Raw genomic sequence first — 23278 nt, forward strand, 5'->3', positions numbered from 1 at the left:
GGATCTCGTTCTGTTGGGGCGCCGGACCGCTTGGTTGGGGAGCCGGCGCGGGTGGGGGCTGCGTGGGGTGTTTACTGGTCGTCGACCGAAAGGGTCTGGATGCCGCGGACCCGGGCCTGGGCCAGCAGCTCTTCGGTGTCTTCCCCGCCGGGCAGGGCGAGGACGATGTCCGGGCGGCTGTCGGCCAGCATGAAGCTGTTGCGCAGGCGCTCGGCGTGTTTGCCGTGCAGTTGCCAGTTGGGCGGGTAGCGGACGATGTGGGCCCCGGTTTCCCGGGCCCAGTCCTCGATGTGGGCACCGAGGAACTGGCTGCCGCCGTGGATCACCACTCGCACTTCATGCAGGCGCTGGAAGGCTTCCAAAACCCGGCGGCACAGGCGGCTGTCGGCGTAGTAGCGGCCGGCGCAGATCAGGACGCGCATGCTGCGTCCTCCTGGGTTCCGGGCGCTGGATGTTCGGCGCCCGGCATCTCGGCCAGCGGCTCGTTGAGCAAGCCGTGTTCGATGTCGCGTTCGCCGGCGCGCTCCAGGGCCGGGTAGGCCAGGGCGGCGATGTGGTGGTGGACCCGGCGATAGTCCCGCAGCAGGCGCTGGAAGATGTCCCCGGATTCGGCCCAAGCACTCTGGTCTTCCCGCAGTTGGCGAAAGTGCTCGCGGCCGGCGGCGGCTTCCAGGCGCCGCACGTTTTCCTTGCGCCCCAGCAGTTGGTGAGCAGTGGGCAGGTCTTCACGCAGGAACACGGTGATCGCCAGGCTCAGGCTGTCCAGCAACTCCTGGTGCAGCGGGTACAGGGTGCCCAGCTCGAACTCGGAGAAGGCTTCGCCACGGCGCAGGCGGCGCACCGCCAGTTGCGCCAGGCTGGTGGCGAGGATGTCGCCGGCGTGCTCCAGGTTGATCACCAGCAGCAGGATCTCCTGGGAGCGGTCGGCGTCCTGGTCGCTGATGCCTTCCTTGCCGACGTCCGCCAGGTAGGCGCGGATCGCCGCGCTGAGCAGATCCAGGGACTGGTCGATGTGCCGCACCTGCTCGGCATGGGTGATGCTTGAGGTGCGAAACAGCTGCAGCACCCGGTCGAGCATGCTCGAAAGCATGTCGGCCATGCGCAGGGCTTCGCGGGCGGCGTTGGCCAGGCCGATATTGGCCACTTCCAGGCCGGCCTGGTCCAGGTACAGCGGCATGCCCGGGTCGGTGACCGGGGCGGGGGCCGGCAGCAGCCGGGTCAAGAGTTTGCCCAGGGGGCGGGTGAAGCCGATGAACAGCAGGGCCAGTACCAGGCTGAAGGCGCTGTGCAGGTAGACCACCAGCAATTCCGGCGCCAGGGCCTGCACCGCGTCCAGGCGGGCCAGGGCGGTGATCCACGGCAGCACCAGGGCCACGCCCAGCAGGCGCACCAGCAGGTTGCCCAGGGGCAGGCGCCGGGCCACGTTGCCGCTGGCGCTGAGCAGCGCCGGCAGAGTGCCGCCCAGGTTGACCCCCAGCACCAGGGCCATGCTGGTGGCCGGGGACAGCAGGCCGGTGCCGGCCAGGGAGGCGATCAGCAGCACCACCGCGACGCTGGAGTGACACATCCAGGTCAGTAGCAGCGCCACCAGCAGGGCCAGCAGCAGATCGCCGTCGAGGCTGGTCATCACCAGGCGGAATACCGGGGTGCCTTGCACGGTGCCCAGGGTGGCGCCCAGCAGGCCCAGGGCCAGCAGCATCAGGCCCAGGCCGATCAGCGCGCAGCCGATGCTTTCGAAGCGCGAGTCGTCCCGCAGGCGCAAGGTCAGGAAACCCGTCAGCAACAGCACCGGGGCCAGCAGCGACAGGTCGAGGCTGAGCAGCTGGACCACCAGGGTCGAGCCGATGTTGGCCCCCAGCATCACCGCCAGCGCCGGGGCCAGGCCCAGGGTGCCGGCGGCGGTGAAGGAGCTGGCCATCAGGCTCACCGCGGTGCTGCTTTGCAGCACGCCGGTGATGCCGACGCCGCACAGCAGCGCCAGCCAGCGGTTGTTCAGGTGTTGGCCGAGCCAGTGCCGCAGCGGGCTGCCGAAGCCGCGCAGGAGTGATCCGCAAATCATCTGCGAGCCCCAGAGCAGCAGGGCGATGGCCCCGGCCAGGTTGATCAGAAGTGTGGTGCCCGACATGAGTGTGCTCCCGGGTCGGTGACAGGTTCAGGCGATCGCCACGCGCAGCGAGGCGCGGGTCAGGGCGGCGCTGAAACCCAGCAGAAAACGAATTTCGACCGCGCTCAGCAGGCCGCGGACATACAGCCGGATGCTCACGCGGGTGAGCAGGCGGGCGCAGGCGCTCAGGCTGCAGACCAGCAGGGCCTGGAGGCTGCGTTGCAACATGGAAAAAGGCTTGAGGTACATGGCGATGCTCCTTTCGGGCGAACCGCGTCGCCGTCGGCAGGGCGCTGGCCGCGCCGACGGTGGCATCGTTGCTCCAGGTGTATCGGGCGCGGCCGTCCGGGGGCGGCCGCGCCGGGCTCACGCCCTTAGAACCACTGCTTGAAGCGGCGGATGTACAGGGTCTTCATGGTCTGGGCGACCACGCAGTAGCTGAGCAGGGTGCCCACCAGCCACGGGAAGTATTCCCACGGCAGCGGCACCAGGCCGACCATGCTGCCCAGGGGCGAGAAGGGCACGTAGATCCCCAGCGCCATCACCAGTCCCGTGGCCAGCATCACCGGCAGGGCCGCGGTGCTCTGGATGAACGGGATCTTGCGGGTGCGCAGCATGTGCACCACCAGGGTCTGGGACAGCAGCCCCTCGATGAACCAGCCGGACTGGAACAGGGCGGCCATTTCCACGCTGTTGGCGGCGAACACGTACCACATCAGGGCGAAGGTGGTGATGTCGAAGATCGACGAGGTCGGCCCGATCCACAGCATGAAGCGCCCGATGTTGTTGGCGTCCCACTTGCGTGGCTTGGCCAGGTATTCCTTGTCCATCTTGTCCCACGGCAGGGCCAGCTGGGAGAAGTCGTACATCAGGTTCTGCAGCAGCAGGTGGATCGCCAGCATCGGCAGGAAGGGGATGAAGGCGCTGGCCACCAGCACCGAGAACACGTTGCCGAAGTTGGAGCTGGCGGTCATGTTCAGGTACTTCATGATGTTGCCGAAGGTTTCGCGGCCCTTGATCACGCCTTCTTCGAGCACCATCAGGCTCTTTTCCAGGAGGATGATGTCCGCCGATTCCTTGGCGATGTCGGTGCCGCTGTCCACCGAGATGCCGACGTCGGCATCGCGCAGGGCCGGGGCGTCGTTGATGCCGTCGCCAAGGAAGCCCACGGTGTGGCCGTTGGCCTGCAGGGCCTTGAGCACCCGGGACTTCTGCAGCGGGGTGAGCTTGGCGAACACCGTGCGTTCTTCCACCAGGCGCCCGAGCACCTGATCATCCATGTGCTCGATGTCGCGCCCCAGCAGCGGCTCGCCCACTGCCAGGCCGACTTCGCGGCAGATCTTCGCGGTGACGATGGGGTTGTCGCCGGTCAGCACCTTGACCGTGACGCCGTTGTCACGCAGGGCGGCGATGGCCGGGCCGGCGGTTTCCTTGGGCGGATCGAGGAAGGTCAGGAAGCCTTCGATCACCAGCTCGCGCTCATCGCTGGCGCTGTACTGGTTGCGGGTCTGGCCCTTGGGCAGATCCCGGGTGCCCACCAGCAGCACGCGGAAGCCGTCGCGGTTGTAGTCCTCGGCCAGTTGCAGCAAGGCGGCACGGCGCTCGGCGTCGAGGCTCACGGCAATGCCGTCCTGGCGCACCTGGGTGGCGGTCTCGAGCATTTCTTCCACCGCGCCCTTGCACACCAGCAGGTGGTCGCCGCGGGCGTCGGCGAGGATCACCGACAGGCGCCGGCGGACGAAGTCGAAGGGCAGTTCATCGACCTTGCGCCAGGCGGCCGGCGGGGTGAAGTGCGGGTTGCCCTCGGCGAAGGCGACCACGGCGCGGTCCATCAGGTTTTTCATGCCGCTCTGGTGGTGGCTGTTGAGCCAGGCCAGTTGCAGCACCGCGTCGCAGCGGCTGCCGCTGATGTCGACGTGGTGTTCGAGGATGATCCGGTCCTGGGTCAGGGTGCCGGTCTTGTCGGTGCACAGCACGTCCATGGCGCCGAAGTTCTGGATCGCGTTGAGGCGCTTGACCACCACTTTGCGCTTGGCCATGGCCGCGGCGCCCTTGGCCAGGTTGGCGCTGACGATCATCGGCAGCATTTCCGGGGTCAGGCCGACCGCCACCGCCAGGGCGAACATGAAGGCGTCGGCCCAGTCGCCCTTGGTGAAGCCGTTGATTAGCAGGACGATGGGCACCATCACCAGCATGAAGCGGATCAGCAGCCAGCTGACACTGTTGACCCCACGGTCGAAGGCGGTCTGCGAGCGCGAGCCGACGATGGAACGGGCCAGGGAACCGAAGTAGGTGCGCCCGCCGGTGGCCACCACCACCGCGGTGGCGGTGCCGCTGACCACGTTGGTGCCCATGAAGCAGATGTTCGGCAGGTCCAGCAGGTCTTGCTGATCGGCGGCCTGAGCCTTCGCGGACTTTTCCTGCACGGCGCCCAGGGTGTCGTATTTTTCCACCGGCAGGGCTTCGCCGGTGAGCACCGCCTGGCTGATGAACAGGTCACGGGATTCGATCAGGCGGATGTCCGCCGGGATCATGTCGCCGGCGGACAGCTGGATGATGTCGCCCACCACCAGTTCGCGCATCGGCACTTCGCGAACCCGGGCCTGCATGCCCATCTGCTCGCGGCGCAGCACCGCGGCGGTGGTGCGGACCATGGCCTTGAGGGCTTCGGCGGCCTTGGCCGAGCGGTGTTCCTGCCAGAAGCGCATCAGGCCGCTGGCCAGCACCATCACCAGGACGATGATCACGCCGGTCAGATCAGTTTCTTCGCCGGCTTGCAGCGGCAGCCAGAAGTCGGTGAAGAAACTGATACCGGTCAGGGTCATCAGCACATAGATGAAGGGGTTGTTGAAGGCTTGCAGCAATTGCACCAGGGCGTGGGGCGGACGGTCGTGGGCGACCTCGTTGTGGCCGTCCCGTTGCAGGCGGCCTTCGGCGTCCAGTTCAGTCAGGCCGGCGGTGCTGGAGTTGACGTTGGCCAGGGTCACGGCCAGGCCGTTCTGCGCTTCGCGGGCGGCGCGCATCGACAGTTTGTGGCTGTCGCGGCTGGCGCTGGTGTTGCGGGAAGTTGTGGTTTTTACAGTCATTGCGTGTGCTCCTGCCGCCTGACTGCGACACGACACACCGACCACTCAACTAATTAAAGACGAGCGAAAGCATGTCGAATCGCAGATTGGCGATCGATTAGGATCTGGGCGTTTTCAGGTTTTAACGTTCGCTGTCCAAACAATGAAGTTGAATGGGCAGCGAACCTACTACTGGCCTCTTCCATAACTTTCTCCAACAGAATTAGTTAACTGACAGGCAATAAGAAACCGCCGAACTTCAAACTGGAAAGTTCGTGGATAAACAACGGCGAATAACCGTTGAATCAGGCGGAAGTGCGCGCCCCGAGGTACAGGCCGAAGATCAGTCCGGCCTGTCGCAGCAGGGCTGCGCCCCGACTCTGCGGGTCCTGGCTGTCGTCCAGGCTCCAGCGCTGCTGCAGCTGGCCGGTCAACGGGCAGACGCGCCAGTTGGCCCGCAGGGCGGTGCTGGTGGTGGGCGAAGAAGAGGAGAAGGGGGAGCGCGCCAGAGCCTTGGGCTCACGGCACAGCCGGACCCGCATGGTGGCAGCGAAGGCGCGTACGCCTGGCATTACAGAAGATGTGAAGTGCATAACTTGTGCCTCGTGACCGGACTGGTTCCGGGGAGGCAAGTTACGTTGGAGCGTCAAGCCCTAGCGCAGCTTACCCGACCGCGGAGTCGAGTCCCGTCATTGTTCAGGGGTGCCTGGCGCTGCGCAGCGGCAGTGACCAGACAGCGTCTAGATACTGTGTCCATTGGCTTCTTTAGTGAGTTGAAAAAAGGCCGGTTTGACCGGCCCGCGCAATTTACTCAGGAGGGTCCCGGGAGTCAAGGTTAAATTGCCTTGAAAGAGTATTTGCCGATGAAGTTTCAGCTGAGGTTCAGCTAAGCGACTTAGTTAGGTGCCGCAATAGCCAGGCTTATATAACGAGGAGTAATGAAAAAGTGCTCATGCCAGAAAACGGGATGCCATGAGCACTTGATATAACTTTGCCAATGCTCAATTGAGCACGTGCCGGGAAATGTCCTTGTAAGTGTTGCTGTCGGTGGCGGCCATCAGTTGCCGGCCATCCTTGAGGGTGCCGATGAAGGTCACCTCGTTTTCCGTCCCCGCCATCAGGTAGCCGGCAATGGCGCCCACCGGCCCCAGCAGCATGGCGCCGGCCACGCCATAACCGAAGGCGTCCTTGTTGGCGACGGGGCTTTGGGTGGCGATCTCCAGGCTCTTGAAGGCCGAAGCCTTGACCTCGACCCCGGCGCTGTTGAATACCGTCTTGAGCCTGAAGGTGCCGTGCCGGTATTCGCCGGCGCCTTGCAGAAAATCGCCCGATAGAACTTCGATCTTTGCCATGTTGAATCATCCTTGTCCAAGCATAACCAGATAGACCATTGAGCCCCTGGTCATGGGGGGCGTCAACGGGGTTGCGATGAAGGGCGCTACCGCCAGTCCACCTTCACCTGTCCTGAGCCTCGGCCAGGATCCTGCGCTCAATGCTGATCCAGATCAGGGCTGTGAATGGTTGTAGCAGTCCGCGGCGCCCGGACCGGGTTGTTCCGACCAGCGGCGGCCGCGGAGCCGGGGCGGGGGCCCGGGAATGGCGATGTTAAAAAATGTTAGATTTAAAAATGTCTTCACATAATCCGTTCATTGGTGGATGATCGTTCACAGCCAACGTTCAACCTGATAACAACAGCAACAGGATGGCCACGATGATCGATTCGCTCCTGCCTTGCATCGCACCCGCCCTGGGGGCCCTGTGCACCCACGCTGCCTGTTCGGGCGCAGCGCCTGTTGCCGCGTGTTCACTTTCGTCTACCGGGCTTGCCGCCCGGGTTTCCCTGCCTTTCCCGGTTGCTGTCCGTCGCCTGCCTGGCGTGGCCCGGCCGTGGTCTTTCACTGGAGTCCCCCATGAATAACAACAATGTCGGTGTCATCGGTCTTGGCGCCATGGGCCTGGGCATCGCCCGGTCGTTGCTGCGCAGCGGTTTCAAGGTGCATGCCTGTGACGTGCGAGCAGCCGTCACCGAACAGTTCGCCGCCGAAGGCGGAGTGGCCTGCGCCTCGGCCGCCCAGTTGGCGGACCAGTGCGACGTGATCATCACCGTGGTGGTGAATGCCGAGCAGACCGAAAGCGTGCTGTTCGGCGAGGGCGGGGCGGTGGCGGCATTGCGTCCCGGCAGCCTGGTGATCGGTTGCGCCACCGTGGCCCCGACCTATGCCGTGGACCTGGGCCAGCGCCTGCAGGCCCTGGGCTTGCTGTACCTGGACGCGCCGATCTCCGGGGGCGCGGCCAAGGCCGCCGCCGGCGAGATGACCATGATGACTTCCGGCCCGGCGGCCGCTTATGCCAGGGCCGAGGCGATCCTCGCCGGCATGGCCGGCAAGGTCTATCGCCTGGGGGATGCCCATGGCCTGGGCTCCAAGGTCAAGATCATCAACCAGCTGCTGGCCGGGGTGCACATTGCCGCCTCCGCCGAAGCCATGGCCCTGGGCCTGCGCGAAGGGGTGGACGCCGATGCCCTGTACGAAGTGATCACCCACAGCGCCGGCAACTCGTGGATGTTCGAGAACCGCGTGCCGCATATCCTCAAGGCCGACTACACGCCGCTTTCCGCGGTGGACATCTTCGTCAAGGACCTGGGCCTGGTGCTGGATACCGCCCGCGCCAGCAAGTTCCCGCTGCCACTGTCGGCCACCGCGCACCAGATGTTCATGCAGGCCTCCAGCGCCGGCTTCGGCCGCGAGGACGACTCGGCGGTGATCAAGATCTTCCCGGGCATCGAACTGCCTGTGGCCAAGCCCGATGCCGAGTAAGGAAACCGTGATGACTCTCTCCACTCCACGCCCGTTGCTGGGCTGCATCGCCGATGACTTCACCGGCGCCACCGACCTGGCCAACATGCTGGTGCGCGGCGGCATGCGCACCGTGCAGAGCATCGGCATTCCCAGCGCCGAAGTGGCCGCCGGCCTGGATGCCGACGCCGTGGTGATCGCCCTGAAATCCCGCACCACGCCAGTGGGCGAGGCGGTGGCCGAATCCCTGGCGGCCCTGCAATGGCTGCGCGAACAAGGCTGCGAACAGATCTTCTTCAAGTACTGCTCGACCTTCGACTCCACCGCGGCGGGCAATATCGGCCAGGTCAGCGAAGCGCTGCTCAAGGCCCTGGGCAGTGATTTCACCCTGGCTTGCCCGGCGTTTCCGGAGAACGGCCGGACGATTTTCCGTGGTCACCTGTTTGTCCAGGACCAGTTGCTCAACGAGTCGGGCATGCAGCATCACCCGCTGACGCCGATGACCGACGCCAACCTGCTGCGGGTGTTGCAAGCGCAGACCACGCTGCCGGTGGGCCTGCTGCGTTACGACAGCGTGGCCCGGGGCGTGGACGCGGTGCGGGCGAAGATCGCCGAACTGCGGCAAAAGGGTGTGGCCATGGCGATTGCCGATGCGCTGTCCGACGCCGACCTGTACACCCTCGGCGCGGCCTGCGCCGACCTGCCGCTGTTGACCGGCGGTTCCGGGCTGGCCCTGGGCCTGCCGGAGAACTTCCGCCGCGCCGGCAAGCTGCGTGACCTGGACGCCGCCAGCCTGCCGCCGGTGGCCGGTGGCGAAGTGGTGCTGGCTGGCAGCGCCTCGGCGGCCACCAATGCCCAGGTCGACGCCTGGCTGGAGGCCGAGCGTCCAGCCCTACGCGTCGATCCCCTGGCCCTGGCGGCGGGCGAGCCGGTGGTGGCCCAGGCCCTGGCCTTTGTCCAGGCCCAGCAGGACAGCGTACTGATCTACGCCACCAGCACTCCCGAGCAGGTCAAGGCGGTGCAGCGGCAATTGGGCGTGGAGCGCGCCGGGGCCCTGGTGGAGAGTGCCCTGGGCGAGATCGCCCGCGGCCTGCGCGACCAGGGCGTGCGACGCTTCGTAGTGGCCGGCGGCGAAACCTCCGGCGCGGTGGTCAAGGCCCTGGGCGTGCGCCTGCTGCAGATCGGCGCGCAGATCGATCCCGGGGTGCCGGCCACGGTCAGCAGCGGCGGCGAGCCTTTGGCCCTGGCCCTGAAATCCGGTAACTTCGGCGGTCGCGACTTTTTCAGCAAGGCCCTGCGCCAACTGGCTGGAGGTCAGCCATGAGCCGCGAAAACGCCCTGCGCGAAGAGATCTGCGATGTCGGTCGCAGCCTGTACCAGCGCGGCTACACCGTGGGCAGCGCCGGCAACATCAGCGCGCGGCTCGACGACGGCTGGCTGATCACCCCCACCGACGTCTGCCTCGGGCGCCTCGACCCGGCGGCGATTGCCAAGGTCAACCTGGCGGGTGAGTGGGTCAGCGGCGACAAACCGTCCAAGACCCTGGCCCTGCATCGTCAGGTGTATGACCGCAATCCGGGCGTGGGCGGGGTGGTGCACACCCATTCCACTCACCTGGTGGCCCTGACCCTGGCCGGGGTCTGGCGCGACGACGACATCCTGCCGCCGCTGACTCCGTACCAGGTGATGAAGGTCGGGCACATCCCGTTGATCGGCTACCAGCGTCCGGGTTCGCCCAAGGTCGCCGAGCAAGTGGCGCAACTGGCCAACCGGGTGCGTGGGGTGATGCTCGAACGCCTGGGCCCGGTAGTCTGGGAAAGCAGCGTGTCCAAGGCCAGCTACGCCCTGGAGGAGCTGGAGGAAACCGCGCGCCTGTGGTTGCTCACCCAGCCGCGCCCGGCGCCGCTGGACCAGGCCGCGCTGGATGAACTGCGGGACGCCTTCGGCGCCGTCTGGTAAGTCCAGTACGACCAAAAACGCTTGATGCAAGCCTGTCCCCGGGAGCCTTTACAGGGCTCTCGCGGGGAGCGGCTTGCCGTTAAAAACAATAACAACAGGACTTCCCGAGATGAATGACTGCATTGGCTTTACGGGTTCCAGCGTCACCTGCCACACCGGCCTGCCACTCTGCGGAGGGTTTGCCCAATGAGCCCGCTGATTCTGATGATCACCGCCGGGGCCGGCATCGCCCTGCTGCTGTTCCTGGTGCTCAAATACAAGTTCCAGCCCTTTGTCGCGCTGATGCTGGTGAGCATCCTGGTGGCGCTGGTGGCCGGGGTGAAGCCGGCGGAGCTGGTGGCCACCATCGAAGGCGGCATGGGCAAGACCCTTGGCCACATCGCCATCATCATCGCCCTGGGCGCCATGATCGGTCGCATCATCGAACTGTCCGGCGGTGCCGAGGCCCTGGCCAAGACCCTGATCGAACGCTTCGGCAACCGCCGCACGCCCCTGGCGCTGACCATGGCCGGGTTCATCATCGGCGTGCCGGTGTTCTTCGAGGTCGGGGTGATCATCCTCATGCCGCTGGCCTACGGCGTGGCCCGCAGTGCGCGCAAGCCGCTGCTGGTGTTCGCCTTGCCGATGTGCGCTGCGCTGCTCACCGTGCATGCCTTCCTGCCGCCCCATCCGGGCGCGGTGGCGGCGGCCAGCCAGCTGGGGGCGGACCTGGGCCGGGTGCTGATGTTCGGCCTGCCGCTGACCGCGCTGCTGTGCTACGTCGGCTACCGCGTGGCGGGGCGCATGACCCGGCGCAACTACCTGATGACCGACGATATCCGCGCTGAAGTCTATGGCCCGCACGTCACCAACGAAGACCTGGCGGCCTGGAACAACGGCGCCGAACAGCCGGCCAGCCCGCAAGCGGTGGCGGCCGTGGCCCACATGGGCCTGGAGGAATCCACCGGCAGCCTGGCGGCAAAACTGCCGCCGGCACCGCCACCGGGGTTCGGCCTGATCGTCAGCCTGATCCTGCTGCCCATCGTGCTGATCCTGCTGGGCACCCTGGCCACCTCGTTGCTGCCGGTGGAATCCGCCCTGCGCGGGGTGCTCACCGTACTCGGCGCGCCGCTGGTGGCGCTGCTGCTGGACACCTTGCTGTGTGCCTGGCTGCTGGGCTCGCGTCGTGGCTGGAGTCGCAGCCAGGTGTCGGATGTGATCGGCTCGGCGCTGCCCGGGGTGGCCATGGTGATCCTGATTGCCGGGGCCGGCGGGGTGTTCGGCAAGGTCCTGGTGGACACCGGGATCGGCGCGGTGGTTTCCGACCTGCTGCGTACCACCGGCCTGCCGGTCCTGGCCCTGGGTTTCTTGCTGACCATGCTGCTGCGCGCGGTGCAGGGCTCGACCACCGTGGCCCTGGTGACCACCGCGGGCATCATCGCGCCGCTGATTGCCACCCTCAACCTGAGCCCCAACCACATGGCCCTGCTGTGCCTGGCCATGGGCGGTGGCGGGCTGGCCATGTCCCATATCAACGACGCCGGGTACTGGATCTTCACCAAGCTGGCCGGGCTCAACGTCGCGGACGGACTGCGTACCTGGACGGTGATCACCACCTTGCTCGGCACCTTGGGGTTCTGTATTACCCTGCTGATCTGGCCGTTTGTCTGACCCTTTGCCCCAGGAGTTCCCATGCCTCGTTTTGCTGCCAACCTCAGCATGCTCTACCCGCAACACGACTTCCTTGAGCGTTTTGCCGCTGCGGCGGCCGATGGTTTCAGCGCGGTGGAGTACCTGTTTCCCTACGACTACAGCCCCGCGCAACTGAAACAGCGCCTGGACGATCACGGCCTGCAGCAGGCCCTGTTCAACGCGCCGCCCGGTGACTGGGCGGCGGGGGAGCGGGGCATCGTCTCCCTGCCCGGACGCGAGCAAGAATTTCGCCAGGGCTTTGAAAAAGCTCTGGAATACGCCGCAGTGCTGGGCAACTCGCGGATCCACGTGATGGCTGGCCTGCTGCCCTCGGAAAGCCAGCGCGCCCGGCATCACGGCGTGTACCTGGAGAACCTGGCCCACGCCGCGACCCAGGCGGCCAAGGTCGGGGTCACGGTGCTGCTGGAACCGATCAACACCCGGGACATGCCGGGCTTCTTCCTCAATCGCCAGGACCAGGCCCAGGCCATCTGCAAGGAAGTGGGCGCGGCCAACCTCAAAGTGCAGTTCGACTGCTACCACTGCCAGATCGTCGAAGGCGACCTGGCGGTAAAACTGCGGCGGGATCTGGCCGGCATCGGCCATATCCAGATCGCCGGGGTGCCGGATCGTCATGAGCCGGATCTTGGCGAGTTGAACTATCCCTACCTGTTCCAATTGCTGGACGAGCTCGGCTATGACGGCTGGGTCGGTTGTGAATACCGCCCCCGTGGCGACACCTCCGCCGGCCTGCAGTGGCTGCGCGACTGGCAGGCGCGCTAAGCGTTCGCCGCCCCTGGCGCCAAGCGCGCCGGGGCCCCTCCGATAACAACCAGTACAGGAGTTTCCCCATGCAGCGTTTTGCCTGCAAGGCCGCGCTCGGCCTGATTCTGGCCCTGGGTGGCGCCTCCCTGGCTGCGGCAGCCAGCCTGCCGACGGCCACTGAAGGCGACTGGGTCGCCCCGCAGTTCAACTTCCACAATGGTGAACAGCTCGCCAACCTGAAACTGCACTACATCACCCTGGGGAACCCCAAGCACCCGGCGATCCTCTACCTGCACGGCACCTACCGGCCGGCCAGCGATCTCTTGAGCAAGGACTTTGGCGGCGAACTGTTCGGCCCGGGGCAGCCTCTGGATGCGAGCAAGTACTACATCATTGCCACCGACGGCATTGGCGTCGGCCAGTCGAGCAAGCCTTCCGATGGCCTGCGCGCGCGTTTTCCCCAATACAACTATGACGACATGGTCCAGGCCCAGTACCGCCTGGTCACCGAGGGGCTGGGGATCAAGCACCTGCGGCTGGTCATCGGCAATTCCATGGGTGGCATGCAGACCTGGCTCTGGGGCCAGAACTGGCCGCAGATGATGGACGCCCTGGTGCCCATGGCTTCCCAGCCCAGCGAGATGGCGTCGCGCAACTGGATGATGCGCCGCCTGCTGGTGGAGTCGATCAAGCAAGATCCGGCCTGGGAGCAGGGCAACTACCGGCAACAGCCGCCGTCCCTGCGCCTGGCCAACGCGCTGTTCGCCACCGGCACCAGCGGCGGCACCCTGGCCTATCAGGCCCTGGCGCCGACCCGGGCCCAGGCCGACAAACTGGTGGATGAGCGCCTCAAGGCGCCGCAGACCGCCGATGCCAACGACTTCATCTACCAATGGCAGTCCTCGGCGGACTTCAACGCCGCGCCGGGCCTGGGCAGGATCCAGGCCCCGGTGCTGGTGATCAACTCGGCGGACGATGAGCGCAACCCGCCGGAAACCGGCACCCTGCAAGCGGCGCTGAAGCAAGTGAAAGATGCCCGCCTGCTGCTGATTCCCGCCAGCGCCGAAACCCGCGGGCATGGCACCACCGGCATGGCGCGGTTGTATGCCCGCGAGCTGGGGCAGTTCATGACCGAGACTGAAAAAAACCGCTAGCGGCCACTGCGCGCTCTTGTGTGGGGCTAGCGCTGACTCAGGCTGGCGCCGGCAGCAGCAATTCCACCCCGTGCTTGCGGATGCCGTCCGCCGCCGCCGGGGCCAGGGCGGCGTCGCTGATGATGATGTCGAACTGCTCCAGCTCGGCGATCTTGTACATGCCGAAGGTGCCGTACTTGGAACTGCTGGCCACCAGCACCACCTGGGTCGCCGATTGCATCGCCACCTGCTTGACCTCGACCTTCAGCGCCGAGGGCGTGGTGATGCCCCGGCGCAGGTCCCAGGAACTGGTGGAGATAAAGGCCACGTCCGTGACCACCTGACGCAGGGTGGCCACCGCCAGCCCGCCGACACAGGAATGGTTGGAGTGATCCAGCTGGCCGCCGGTGTGAATCACCGTGACCTGGGGCGCATCCATCAAGGCCTGGGCCACGCCGAAATCGTTGGTGATCACGGTCATTCCCGACAGCGCCTTGATGTAGGGCACGATCTCCAGGGTGCTGGTGCCGGCATCCAGGTAGACCGTCATGTCCGCGTGCAACAGGCCCGCCGCGAGCTTGGCCATGGCCTGCTTCTGCGGCAGTTCCACCACCGCCTTGGACTGATGGCTGGGCTCGCTGTGCAACTGGCTGGCGATGCGCACGCCGCCGGTCACCGAGTGGGCGCGGCCTTCCTGTTCCAGCAGGGCGATATCCCGGCGCACGGTCATGTGCGAGCAGTCGAACATCTCCATCAACTGATGCACGCTGAGCACCTGATGCTTGCGCAACTGGCGCAGGATCTGCTCGCGGCGTTGCTCGGGAATCATCGGCGCGCCGCTGTCGCTGGCAAGGTCCTTGGGGGTAGGCATTGAAGCTCCGGTTTGGCAGGTCGGCAAAGGCAGAAATCGGCACGCCATAGTAGCGAATGTCAGGGCGGCGCAGGAGATTTTGTCCCGCCGCTCAGGCTTGTGCTTCATGCAGTTGAGCGTAGGCCTCGGCCTCCAGTTCACCGCTGCCGGTGAGGGCCTGGCCGGCTTCGTTGTACAGGGCAAAATCGTGCTGCAGGCCGCCGACGCTGGCCGCACCATCCAGGCCCAGCAGTAGGGTGTAGAGCTGGTCGCTGAGGGCGCGGTCGAGCAGCGCCAACACCTGGGCCTGCTGCTCGGCAGACAGCGCCAGGGCGCGCAGCTGTGCAGCGGCGCTGGACGTCCGAGGGGCTTGGAGGCTTTGCAGGTAGTGCTGTTTTTCGGCGATCCAACTGGCGACCAGGGTCTTGGCATTCATGGGGGCGTTCACTGTTCTGTCGAATGGTAGCGGGCGTGGTCAATCTGCCAGCGCTGCTTGAGCTGCTGCAGGCTGCCGTCGTCCTTCATCGCGTCCAGGGCCCGCTGCCAACGGGCGACCTTGGCGGCATCGACCTTGGGCGAGAAGGCGATGTAGGCGTCCTGGTGCATCAGCGGCATCTGGTAGCGCAACTGTTCCAAGGGCAGGCCCGCATTATTGGCGAAGGTGCTGACGCTCATGGTGTCGGCGACCACGTACTGCACGCGGCCGATCTGCAGCAGGCGCATCATGATTTCCGGGCTGTCGACGCCCCACAGATTGTCCAGGCCCTGCTGCTTGAGGTAGCTGTAGACCAGCCACTTGCGCGGTACGGCGATCTGGCCCCGGGTCTGGTGCAAGTCGCTGATCTGCAGATCGTCGCTGCTGCGGGTGTAGAGCGCGGTTTCGGTGCGCATCAGCGGGCCGACCCATTGGTAGCGCGATTCACGCTCCTGGGTGCGCAGGATGGTAAACACCGCGGTGTCGGCATCCTCGCTGGCATCGCGCAGGGCGCGCAGCATCGGCCGTTGCTGGACCTGCACCGGATCGCCGGTGCGTTGCGCCAGGGCTTGCACCACCTCCACCGCAAAGCCGGTCATGCGCGGGCCCTGCTGAAAGTGCAGCGGCGGGTGGTTGTCGGTCAGCATGCGCAACTCATCGGCTTGAACGGTGAGGCTCAACAGCGGCAACAGTGCCTGCAGCATCCATTTCATGCAGTGCCCTTGGGGGGGATAAAGCGCAGAGCTTAGTACGACTGGTCGGCGCCTGTCGCGCTAAAACTGCGGGCTCTACCACGTGCCTTGGCGGGGCATGCCGGGGCGATTTTGGCGTCGGCTCGGGGGGATTACGACGGGCTCTACAGCCCCTGGACATGATGCCCCGAGGCCGTGGCTGCCTGTGGCCCGTCAACTATGGCGGCAGGTGAGTGCATAAATTTCGCCGGGCGGATGCTGAAGCCGGCCGGTGCAGCTGCTAGAGTCTCGGCCCTGGCCGCCTGGGTATCCGCCCGAGGAAGCCGGCACCGGGGCGCCAAGCCTCGGCCGGCCGGACAAATTCCATCCGTTGGTGACGCGAAGCCATTGTGAGCGTCTACGACCTTAGCAAGTGACACTGCCGCCGCCGTTACCGGCGCCTGGCACATTGAAATTGGGAGATTGTGAATGGTCATCAAACCCCGCGTTCGCGGCTTTATCTGTGTGACGACCCACCCGGTGGGTTGCGAAGCCAACGTCAAGCAGCAGATCGATTACGTCACCCAGCAGGGCGCCATCGACGCAGGGCCGAAGAACGTACTGGTCCTGGGTGCCTCCACCGGCTACGGCCTGGCCGCGCGGATCACCGCCGCCTTTGGCTGTGGCGCCAACACCCTGGGCGTGTTCTTCGAGCGCGGCAGCGTTGACGGCAAGCTGGGCACCGCCGGCTGGTACAACACCGCGGCCTTCCACAAGTTCGCCGAAGAAAAGGGCCTGTACGCCAAGAGCATCAATGGCGACGCCTTCTCCGACGCGGTCAAGGCCGAGACCATCGAAACCATCAAGCGCGACCTGGGCAAGATCGACCTGGTGGTCTACAGCCTGGCCGCCCCGCGCCGCACCCACCCCAAGACCGGTGAAGTGCTGAGCTCGACCCTCAAGCCCCTGGGCAAGTCGGTGACCCTGCGCGGTGTCGATACCGACAAGGAAATCGTCAAGGAAACCACCCTGCAGCCGGCGACCCAGGAAGAGATCGACGGCACCGTGGCGGTGATGGGCGGCGAAGACTGGCAGATGTGGATCGACGCCCTGCACGACGCCGGGGTCCTGGCTGAAGGCGCGAAAACCACCGCCTTTACCTACCTGGGCGAGAAGCTGACCCACGACATCTACTGGAACGGTTCGATTGGCGAAGCCAAGAAAGACCTGGACCAGAAAGTCATCGGCATGCGCCAGCAACTGGCCGACCTGGGCGGCGACGCCCGGGTGTCGGTGCTCAAGGCCGTGGTGACCCAGGCCAGCTCGGCGATCCCGATCATGCCGCTGTACCTGTCGCTGCTGTTCAAGGTGATGAAGGAGCAGGGCAGCCACGAAGGTTGCATCGAGCAGGTCTACGGCCTGTACAAGGACAGCCTGTACAACAGCGAGCCGGTGATCGACCAGGAAGGCCGCCTGCGCGCCGACTACAAGGAGCTGCAACCCGAAGTCCAGGATCGGGTCAAGCAGCTGTGGGACCAGGTGACCAGCGAGAACCTCTACGAAATGACCGATTTTGTCGGTTACAAGCATGAGTTCCTGCGCCTGTTCGGTTTCGAGATCGAAGGTGTCGACTACGAAGCCGACGTCGACCCGGACGTGAAGATCAGCAACCTGATCCAGCTGTAATCCGCTTGTAGCACCAGCCAGCGCCCCTCCTTCGTGAGGGGCGCTGTCGTTTGCATCCCCCTATTTCCCGTAGGAGCCAGCTTGCTGGCGAAGAGGCCCGCACGTCTTGTGCTGGTCTTGGAGACGCCTTCGCTGGCAAGCCAGCTCCTACAGCTAGGTTCTGCTGTCGCGTAGGAGCCGGCTCCTACGAGGGGGGCGGGGCAATTGCGCAAGATCGTTCAAGCCAGGCGCCGTGTCAGCTGGCACAGTCAGCGTCCGTTATCTGTGTGCAGGGTGTCATGTCCAGCGTTCTTCTACCCCGTGCCGCGTTTATCCGCGGCGCCATCGCCATCGTGCCGCTGTCCCTGGCCACCGCGCCCTGGGGCCTGCTGGCCGGTTCCATGGCCATCGAGGCCAATCTCACGCCGTTGCAGGGCCAGGGGCTGTCGAGCATCGTCTTCGCCGGTGCCGCGCAACTGGTGGCCATCGGCATGCTCAAGGGCGGGGCGGGGATCTTCTCGATCCTGCTGACCACGCTGCTGCTGACCTCCCAGCATTTGCTCTACGGCATGAGCCTGCGCTCGGTGATCTCGCCCTTGCCCGGACGCTGGCGAGTGGGCCTGGGCTTTCTGCTCACCGACGAGCTGTTCGCCTTGACCAGCGCCCACGACAGGCAGCAGTTCGACCGCTGGTACGCCCTGGGCGTGGGCCTGACCTTCTATGTGGCCTGGAACCTGTTCACCCTGCTGGGCATCGTCCTGGGCAAGAGCATTCCGGGCCTTGAGCACCTGGGCCTGGACTTTTCCATCGCCGCCACCTTCATCGCCCTGATCACCCCGCTGGTGCGCAATGTACCCACCGTGGTCTGTGTCGCGGTGTCGCTGTTCTGCTCGGTGCTGTTCAGCTACTGGCACTGGGGCTCGGCCCTGGTGCTGGCGGGGCTGGCGGGGATGAGCGCGGGTTTTGTCTGCAACAAGCTGCATCGGGGGCGCGCATGATGGTCTGGGCAGTGATTTTCGGCATGGGCCTGTTGGTGTTTCTCAATCGCTACGTGTTTCTCGAACCGCGCCTGCCGCTGCGCCTGAGCAGCAACGCGCGGCAATTCCTCGGTTTTGCCGTGCCGGGCATGCTCACGGCTATCTGCGGGCCGATCGTGTTCATGCCCGATCAGCAGTTGAACCTGCACGGGGACAATCCCTATCTGCTCAGCTCCTTGGTGGCCATCGTGCTGGTGATCTACACCCGCAATACCCTGGTCAGCATGCTGCTGAGCATGGGTTTCTTTTTCCTTCTGCGCTGGTGGCTCTGAGGCCGGATTGCGGTAGCCTTTGCAGCTTTCGGCACAGGCCGACCTTCAACCGCAACGGATGCATCGGATGAGCGACTTTCCCCACGATATCGACCTGGACGCGTTCTGGGACCACGCCAGCAGCCGCAAGATCAACCAGCCACCGGCCAGCGCCGCGATGATCGCCGAATTGCAGGCCCTGCTGGGCTATCGGCTGCCGCCGTCCTATGTGGCGTTCATGCACCGTTACAACGGTGGCTGCCCGCACCTGTGCTGTTGCCCCACGGAGCAGGGCACCTCCTGGGCCGAGGACCACTGCGCGATCGACAGTTTCCTGAGCATTGGTCGCGACACCCGCTACTCCCTGGGCGGCAGCCTGGGCAGCCGCTTCATGATCGAGGAGTGGGGCTACCCGGACCTCGGGGTGTACATCTGCAATTGCCCGTCCGCCGGCCACGACATGGTGGCCCTGGACTACCGCGAGTGCGGCCCCGAGGGCGAACCGCGAGTGGTGCACGTGGACCAGGAAGGCGACTACGAGGTGACTGTCCTGGCGCCGAACTTCGAGGCCTTTGTCCGCGCTCTGGTGTCCCCCGAGGTCTACGACACCTCGGAGCAGGATTACCTGGACGACCTGGACACGGTCGCCGGCGCGCCGTTTTCGCCGTTGCTGGAGGAGCTGCTTGAACACTTCCCGGACGTGCCGGACCTGGGGTCGCTGATCCGTCAGGTCGCCCTGCGCATCGTCCACGACAAGCGCTGCTTTGCGTTGCACGCCGACCCGCTGTCGCACCTGCTGTACGACCTGCAGTTCTGGCTGTACCAGAACCGCTACCCGGTCCCCAGCCAAGAGGCCTACCTGGAGGTCTATCAGGACATGATCGCCTTCGCCAAGGGCTTCGGCACCGGCGGCTACGCCCCGGATTTCATCCGTGACTGGTTCCGCGCGCGGCTGGCGGACGGTCACCTGCGCCAGGCGGCGGGCGGCTTGGCCCTGACCCCGGCCTACCGCGCGCAGTTACTGGAACAATTGTCGGGGTTTCGCCCCGCCGACCCACAGACTCAGGAGCAGCCATGAGCGAGGAAAAGATCCGCATCACCGCCGAGAAGACCCTCTCCGACAACTGGTACGTGCTGAAGAAATACAGCTTCGAACTGCGCCGCCGCGATGGCAGCTGGCAGGCCCAGGAGCGTGAGGTCTACGACCGCGGCAATGGCGCGACGATCCTGCTGTACAACCTGCAACGGCGCACGGTGCTGCTGACCCGGCAGTTCCGCATGCCGGCCTTCGTCAACGACCACAGCGGCTACCTGATCGAGACGGCCGCCGGGCTGCTGGACGACGCCAGCCCGGAAGTGCGCATCCGCCAGGAAGCGCAAGAGGAAACCGGCTGCCGGGTGGGGGAGGTGCAGAAAGTCTTCGATGCCTTCATGAGTCCGGGTTCGGTGACCGAACGGGTGCATTTCTTCATCGGCCATTACCAGGCCGAGGACCGCATCGACGAGGGCGGCGGGCTGGAGCACGAAGGCGAGGACATCGAAGTCCTGGAGCTGGATATCGACCAGGCCCTGGACATGATCAAGAGCGGCGAGATCGCCGACGGCAAGACCATCATGCTCCTGCAGTACCTGCAGTTGCATGTGCTCAAGCCTCGCAGCCTGACGGTGCTGGTGGCCGGCCCCTACCGTTCCGGCACCGGCGACGATCCGCTGTTGCTGGCGCGCAATGTCGAGGCCATGGAGCAGTGCGCCGCCCAGGTGCTGGAGGCCGGGCATTTCCCGCTGCTGGGGGAGTGGGTGGCCTTGCCCATGACCCGTCTGGCCGGGTCCCGGGCGGTGGGCGACGAGGTCTACAACCAGCGCTTCCACGCCTATGCCGAGCGCCTGCTGCAACGCTGTGACGCGCTGCTGCGCATCGGTGGCCCCTCGGCCGGCTGCGACGCCATGGTGCAGATCGCCCAGGGGCTGGGCCTGAGCATCTATCACCAGGTGCAACAACTGCCCAAAGTGACTTCCCGCCCAGGCCAGGACTGACCCCGGCTGTCTCTTGCCGGGTGCCGCCGGCCCGTTGCCCGGTCGCCGGCGGCATTCCCTGACCCCCTTCGCCATGGCTGCACAGATTTCCTCCCCGGCTTTTCTTCAGGCTCGGGGGGGAAATACTGTCTATCGTCTAATAGGCAAGCAGGAGCTTCATCTCAGGCCGCGTGGGCTTGGAGCACACGGGTCGGTTTTTCGCTATGGCGCTTGGAGCACTATGGAAAACCCAGGTCTTGATCTGACGCCGGTGCGCAGTATCTCGAATCAGGCGCTGGCCCGCGCCACCTTGCTCGGATGCTCGGGATTGCTGTTGGCGCTGTTCATCTTCACCGGCGTGTTGCTGGTGTACATCGCCCTCGACCAGAACCTGGCCGCCGAGCAGCACAACCGCCTGGAAATCGAACAGGCCCTGCAATCGCTGAAAAACCATGCCCGTCGCACCGTCAAGGACTATGCGCAATGGGGCGATGCCTATCAGCACCTGCACCTGAAGGTCGATCCGGACTGGGCCTACACCCGGCGCAACTTCGGCCCGTCCCTGTACCGCGACCTGGGTTTTGACGGGGTGTTCGTCATCGACCCGGCGGGTCGCACGGCCTACGCGCTGGTGGCCGGTCGCCTGCAGGCGATGGATGCCCGGGACTGGTTCGGCGATGCGCTGCAACCCTGGCTGGCGCAGGTGCGCCAGGCGCCCGATGGCAAGGTCTTCAGCCGTTATCACGCGATCGGCGGGACACCGGCGCTGGTGTTCACCAGCGTGCTGAGCCCGGGCAGCGATCCGCAAGTGCAGGTCGATGGCGGTCCGCAGTCGGTGCTGGTGTTCGTTGTGTGGCTGGATTCGAGCCGTTTGCTGGTGCTGGGCCGTGAGGCGGGCGTCGAGCGCTTGCAGCAGGTCGCCGCCGGGGCTCCGGGCCCGCAGCCGACCCTGAGCCTGCCCAACGGTGCCGGAACCCTGCACTGGCAGCCGGCGCGACCGGGGCACCAGTTGCTGGTGTTGGTGATCCCGCTGTTGCTGCTGGCCGGGCTGCTGGTGGGCCTGATGGCGATCCTGCTGCTGCGGCGCTCCGCAGTGGCGGCGCGGCTCATCGATGATCAGGTCCAGGCCCTGCGCAGCAGTCGGGGGGCGCTGGAGGCCAGCGAAGAGCGTTTTCGCGATGTTGCCGAAGCCGCTTCCGACTGGATCTGGGAAGTGGATCCGCAACTGCGCTTCACCTACCTGTCCGAGCGCTTCGAGGCCGTCACCGGCCTGTCCCGAGAGGCCGCCCTGGGACGGCCGATGCATGAACTGCTGAGCGCCGAGCAGGGATCGCTGCGCAACTGGCTGAGCGCCTCGCAGCGGCGTTCCCAGAGCATCCTGCAATGCGCCTACCTGGACGGTCAGCGCCGACCGCGAGTCTGCCGCCTGTCGGTACGGGCCATGGACGGCGGCGGTTACCGTGGCACCGCCAGCGATATCACCGAGGAGGTCGCGGCCCGGCGGCGCATCGAATACCTGTCCCAGCACGATGCACTCACCGGTCTGGCCAATCGCATGCGCATGCGCGAGTACCTTGAAGGTCGGCTGTCGGCTCTGCGGGTGCTGCAGGAGCCGCTGTTGATGCTCAGTGTCGATCTCGACCGCTTCAAGCCGGTGAACGATCTGCTGGGGCATGCCGCCGGCGACCAGGTGCTGCACGAGGTGTCCCAGCGCCTGTCCCACTGCCTGCGCAGCGAGGACCTGGTGGCTCGGGTCGGTGGCGACGAATTCGTGCTGGTGGTGCCCGGGCAGATGGCCCAGTTGGACATCGACGGCCTGTGCCGACGCTTGATCCAGCGTATCGAGGAGCCGTTCTACATTGCCGAGCACGAGGTCTTCATCAGTGCCAGCATCGGTGTCGCCCGGGCCCCGGACGATGCCAGCCAGGCCGAGGAACTGCTGCGCTATGCCGACATGGCCCTGTACGAGGCCAAGGCGGCGGGGCGCAGCACCTGGCGTTTCTATGCCGCTGACATGAATGCGCGGATCATCGAGCGCCGCGGTCTGGAGCGCGACCTGCGTCACGCCATCGACCAGGATCAGTTGCGCCTGCAGTTCCTGCCGCGCTATCGGCTGGCCGACGGCCAATGGCTGGGCGCCGGGGTGCTGGTGTGCTGGCAGCACCCGCGGCGCGGGCTGCTGGGGCCCGAGGTGTTCATGCCCATCGCCGAGGACACCGGGCTGATCCTGCCGCTGAGCAACTGGGTGCTGCACGCGGCCTGTCGTGCCGCCCGCGGCTGGCCCGAACACCTGCAACTGGCGGTGAATCTGTCGGCCTGCGAGTTCCAGCGCGGCCAGCTGGTGGCCAGGATCCGCTCGGTGCTCGGTCAGAGCGGGCTGGCTCCCTCGCGTCTGGTGCTGGAGGTGGCCGACAAGACGCTGCTGGACGACGGGCGCCAGGTGCAGGACATCATGGGCGGGCTCAAGGCTCTTGGGGTGCAACTGCTGCTGGACGATTTCGGCAGTGGCTGTTCGGCGTTGCAGGACCTGCGGACCTATCCCCTGGACGGCCTGAAGATCGACAGCGGTCTGGTGGCCGGGCTGGGTCGCAGTCCGGCCGGTCGCTCGATCGTCCAGGCGATCGTCGACCTGGGGCATGCCCTGGGCCTGAAAGTGCTCGCCGAAGGGGTGGATACCCCGGAGCAGTTCGCCGCGTTGCGTGACATTCGCTGCGATGAGGTCCAGGGGCGGCACCTGAGCCCGCCCCTGGACGCCGATGCCCTGTTGCAACTCTGCGCCCAGGCGCCCCGGGCCGGAAGCTCGATGAGCTGAGGGCAGGGGGGC

Annotated in this window: 21 protein-coding genes; 12 read left to right on the forward strand and 9 right to left on the reverse strand. The window is 65.9% G+C overall.

Going from position 1 to position 23278, the window contains the following annotated elements; translation table 11 throughout:
• Positions 1 to 71: 71 nt before the first annotated feature.
• The 6 genes from BLV47_RS13630 to BLV47_RS13655 all read right to left on the reverse strand — a co-directional run bounded on the left by BLV47_RS13630 (position 72) and on the right by BLV47_RS13655 (position 6521).
• Positions 72 to 422: a DUF2493 domain-containing protein gene (locus tag BLV47_RS13630; RefSeq protein ID WP_092314336.1), complete on the reverse strand. Its 351-nt coding sequence runs from the start codon at positions 420 to 422 to the stop codon at positions 72 to 74.
• On the reverse strand, positions 410 to 2125 hold the full coding sequence (locus tag BLV47_RS13635; protein WP_092314338.1) for a Na/Pi cotransporter family protein: 1716 nt from the start codon (positions 2123 to 2125) through the stop codon (positions 410 to 412). The genes BLV47_RS13630 and BLV47_RS13635 overlap by 13 nt, the downstream gene beginning before the upstream one ends.
• Positions 2126 to 2152: 27 nt before the next feature.
• On the reverse strand, positions 2153 to 2353 hold the full coding sequence (locus BLV47_RS13640; RefSeq protein WP_092314340.1) for a hypothetical protein: 201 nt from the start codon (positions 2351 to 2353) through the stop codon (positions 2153 to 2155).
• Between the two features lie 125 nt (positions 2354 to 2478).
• On the reverse strand, positions 2479 to 5190 hold the full coding sequence (mgtA, locus tag BLV47_RS13645) for a magnesium-translocating P-type ATPase (protein WP_092314342.1): 2712 nt from the start codon (positions 5188 to 5190) through the stop codon (positions 2479 to 2481).
• A gap of 284 nt (positions 5191 to 5474) precedes the next feature.
• Positions 5475 to 5762 carry a hypothetical protein gene (locus tag BLV47_RS13650; protein WP_092314344.1) on the reverse strand — a complete coding sequence of 96 codons (288 nt, stop codon included), beginning with the start codon at positions 5760 to 5762 and terminating at the stop codon, positions 5475 to 5477.
• Positions 5763 to 6170: 408 nt separating this feature from the next.
• Positions 6171 to 6521, reverse strand: coding sequence for a hypothetical protein (locus tag BLV47_RS13655; RefSeq protein ID WP_092314346.1), 351 nt, complete (start codon positions 6519 to 6521; stop codon positions 6171 to 6173).
• 558 nt (positions 6522 to 7079) lie between these two features.
• Between BLV47_RS13655 and ltnD the strand changes: the two genes are divergently transcribed.
• The 6 genes from ltnD to BLV47_RS13685 all read left to right on the forward strand — a co-directional run bounded on the left by ltnD (position 7080) and on the right by BLV47_RS13685 (position 13513).
• The gene (gene ltnD, locus BLV47_RS13660) at positions 7080 to 7985 is read left to right on the forward strand and encodes an L-threonate dehydrogenase (RefSeq protein WP_092314348.1); all 906 of its coding nucleotides are present in this window, start codon (positions 7080 to 7082) and stop codon (positions 7983 to 7985) included.
• 10 nt (positions 7986 to 7995) lie between these two features.
• Positions 7996 to 9288, forward strand: coding sequence for a 3-oxo-tetronate kinase (otnK, locus tag BLV47_RS13665; RefSeq protein ID WP_092314350.1), 1293 nt, complete (start codon positions 7996 to 7998; stop codon positions 9286 to 9288).
• Entirely contained in the window at positions 9285 to 9923 is a 639-nt protein-coding gene (otnC, locus tag BLV47_RS13670) for a 3-oxo-tetronate 4-phosphate decarboxylase (protein WP_092314352.1), read from the forward strand. Before otnK ends, otnC begins: the two co-directional genes overlap by 4 nt.
• A 186-nt stretch (positions 9924 to 10109) precedes the next feature.
• The gene (locus BLV47_RS13675; RefSeq protein WP_092314354.1) at positions 10110 to 11573 is read left to right on the forward strand and encodes a GntT/GntP/DsdX family permease; all 1464 of its coding nucleotides are present in this window, start codon (positions 10110 to 10112) and stop codon (positions 11571 to 11573) included.
• A gap of 21 nt (positions 11574 to 11594) precedes the next feature.
• Positions 11595 to 12377, forward strand: a complete 783-nt coding sequence (gene otnI / locus BLV47_RS13680) for a 2-oxo-tetronate isomerase (protein WP_092314356.1) — start codon at positions 11595 to 11597, stop codon at positions 12375 to 12377.
• A 68-nt stretch (positions 12378 to 12445) separates the two neighbouring features.
• Positions 12446 to 13513, forward strand: a complete 1068-nt coding sequence (locus BLV47_RS13685) for an alpha/beta fold hydrolase (protein ID WP_092314358.1) — start codon at positions 12446 to 12448, stop codon at positions 13511 to 13513.
• Between the two features lie 37 nt (positions 13514 to 13550).
• Here BLV47_RS13685 and BLV47_RS13690 read toward each other — a convergent pair whose 3' ends face one another.
• The 3 genes from BLV47_RS13690 to BLV47_RS13700 form a co-directional block, all read right to left on the reverse strand.
• Positions 13551 to 14363 carry a DeoR/GlpR family DNA-binding transcription regulator gene (locus BLV47_RS13690; protein ID WP_092314360.1) on the reverse strand — a complete coding sequence of 271 codons (813 nt, stop codon included), beginning with the start codon at positions 14361 to 14363 and terminating at the stop codon, positions 13551 to 13553.
• Between the two features lie 91 nt (positions 14364 to 14454).
• Positions 14455 to 14778 (reverse strand): hypothetical protein, encoded by a 324-nt coding sequence (locus BLV47_RS13695; RefSeq protein WP_092314362.1) that lies wholly within the window; start codon positions 14776 to 14778, stop codon positions 14455 to 14457.
• Positions 14779 to 14786: 8 nt separating this feature from the next.
• Entirely contained in the window at positions 14787 to 15530 is a 744-nt protein-coding gene (locus BLV47_RS13700) for a substrate-binding periplasmic protein (RefSeq protein ID WP_208605265.1), read from the reverse strand.
• 447 nt (positions 15531 to 15977) lie between these two features.
• Here BLV47_RS13700 and fabV point away from each other — a divergent pair, with 447 nt between their 5' ends.
• The 6 genes from fabV to BLV47_RS13730 all read left to right on the forward strand — a co-directional run bounded on the left by fabV (position 15978) and on the right by BLV47_RS13730 (position 23266).
• Entirely contained in the window at positions 15978 to 17174 is a 1197-nt protein-coding gene (gene fabV / locus BLV47_RS13705) for an enoyl-ACP reductase FabV (RefSeq protein ID WP_060839021.1), read from the forward strand.
• A 278-nt stretch (positions 17175 to 17452) separates the two neighbouring features.
• Positions 17453 to 18151, forward strand: coding sequence for an AzlC family ABC transporter permease (locus BLV47_RS13710; protein ID WP_092314366.1), 699 nt, complete (start codon positions 17453 to 17455; stop codon positions 18149 to 18151).
• Complete coding sequence (locus BLV47_RS13715) at positions 18151 to 18462, forward strand: AzlD domain-containing protein (RefSeq protein ID WP_167365697.1); 312 nt, start codon at positions 18151 to 18153, stop codon at positions 18460 to 18462. Before BLV47_RS13710 ends, BLV47_RS13715 begins: the two co-directional genes overlap by 1 nt.
• A gap of 67 nt (positions 18463 to 18529) precedes the next feature.
• Entirely contained in the window at positions 18530 to 19519 is a 990-nt protein-coding gene (locus tag BLV47_RS13720; protein WP_092314370.1) for an SMI1/KNR4 family protein, read from the forward strand.
• Positions 19516 to 20475: a GDP-mannose pyrophosphatase NudK gene (gene nudK, locus BLV47_RS13725; RefSeq protein ID WP_092314372.1), complete on the forward strand. Its 960-nt coding sequence runs from the start codon at positions 19516 to 19518 to the stop codon at positions 20473 to 20475. The genes BLV47_RS13720 and nudK overlap by 4 nt, the downstream gene beginning before the upstream one ends.
• A 220-nt stretch (positions 20476 to 20695) precedes the next feature.
• Positions 20696 to 23266, forward strand: coding sequence for a bifunctional diguanylate cyclase/phosphodiesterase (locus BLV47_RS13730; RefSeq protein WP_092314374.1), 2571 nt, complete (start codon positions 20696 to 20698; stop codon positions 23264 to 23266).
• The last annotated feature ends 12 nt before the right edge of the window (positions 23267 to 23278 follow it).

The sequence above is a fragment of the Pseudomonas saponiphila genome (assembly GCF_900105185.1).
Taxonomy (GTDB): Bacteria; Pseudomonadota; Gammaproteobacteria; order Pseudomonadales; family Pseudomonadaceae; genus Aquipseudomonas; species Aquipseudomonas saponiphila.

Bases quoted from the DNA above. Each gene is read 5' to 3' on its own strand.
- BLV47_RS13655 (WP_092314346.1), bottom strand. From the start codon at position 6,521: ATGGCAAAGATCGAAGTTCTATCGGGCGATTTTCTGCAAGGCGCCGGC.
- BLV47_RS13690 (WP_092314360.1), bottom strand. From the start codon at position 14,363: ATGCCTACCCCCAAGGACCTTGCCAGCGACAGCGGCGCGCCGATGATT.
- BLV47_RS13635 (WP_092314338.1), bottom strand. From the start codon at position 2,125: ATGTCGGGCACCACACTTCTGATCAACCTGGCCGGGGCCATCGCCCTG.
- fabV (WP_060839021.1), top strand. From the start codon at position 15,978: ATGGTCATCAAACCCCGCGTTCGCGGCTTTATCTGTGTGACGACCCAC.
- BLV47_RS13630 (WP_092314336.1), bottom strand. From the start codon at position 422: ATGCGCGTCCTGATCTGCGCCGGCCGCTACTACGCCGACAGCCGCCTG.
- BLV47_RS13650 (WP_092314344.1), bottom strand. From the start codon at position 5,762: ATGCACTTCACATCTTCTGTAATGCCAGGCGTACGCGCCTTCGCTGCC.
- BLV47_RS13640 (WP_092314340.1), bottom strand. From the start codon at position 2,353: ATGTACCTCAAGCCTTTTTCCATGTTGCAACGCAGCCTCCAGGCCCTG.
- otnI (WP_092314356.1), top strand. From the start codon at position 11,595: ATGCCTCGTTTTGCTGCCAACCTCAGCATGCTCTACCCGCAACACGAC.
- BLV47_RS13710 (WP_092314366.1), top strand. From the start codon at position 17,453: ATGTCCAGCGTTCTTCTACCCCGTGCCGCGTTTATCCGCGGCGCCATC.
- BLV47_RS13700 (WP_208605265.1), bottom strand. From the start codon at position 15,530: ATGAAATGGATGCTGCAGGCACTGTTGCCGCTGTTGAGCCTCACCGTT.
- otnK (WP_092314350.1), top strand. From the start codon at position 7,996: ATGACTCTCTCCACTCCACGCCCGTTGCTGGGCTGCATCGCCGATGAC.
- nudK (WP_092314372.1), top strand. From the start codon at position 19,516: ATGAGCGAGGAAAAGATCCGCATCACCGCCGAGAAGACCCTCTCCGAC.
- BLV47_RS13675 (WP_092314354.1), top strand. From the start codon at position 10,110: ATGAGCCCGCTGATTCTGATGATCACCGCCGGGGCCGGCATCGCCCTG.
- ltnD (WP_092314348.1), top strand. From the start codon at position 7,080: ATGAATAACAACAATGTCGGTGTCATCGGTCTTGGCGCCATGGGCCTG.
- mgtA (WP_092314342.1), bottom strand. From the start codon at position 5,190: ATGACTGTAAAAACCACAACTTCCCGCAACACCAGCGCCAGCCGCGAC.
- BLV47_RS13720 (WP_092314370.1), top strand. From the start codon at position 18,530: ATGAGCGACTTTCCCCACGATATCGACCTGGACGCGTTCTGGGACCAC.
- BLV47_RS13730 (WP_092314374.1), top strand. From the start codon at position 20,696: ATGGAAAACCCAGGTCTTGATCTGACGCCGGTGCGCAGTATCTCGAAT.
- BLV47_RS13695 (WP_092314362.1), bottom strand. From the start codon at position 14,778: ATGAATGCCAAGACCCTGGTCGCCAGTTGGATCGCCGAAAAACAGCAC.
- BLV47_RS13715 (WP_167365697.1), top strand. From the start codon at position 18,151: ATGGTCTGGGCAGTGATTTTCGGCATGGGCCTGTTGGTGTTTCTCAAT.
- otnC (WP_092314352.1), top strand. From the start codon at position 9,285: ATGAGCCGCGAAAACGCCCTGCGCGAAGAGATCTGCGATGTCGGTCGC.
- BLV47_RS13685 (WP_092314358.1), top strand. From the start codon at position 12,446: ATGCAGCGTTTTGCCTGCAAGGCCGCGCTCGGCCTGATTCTGGCCCTG.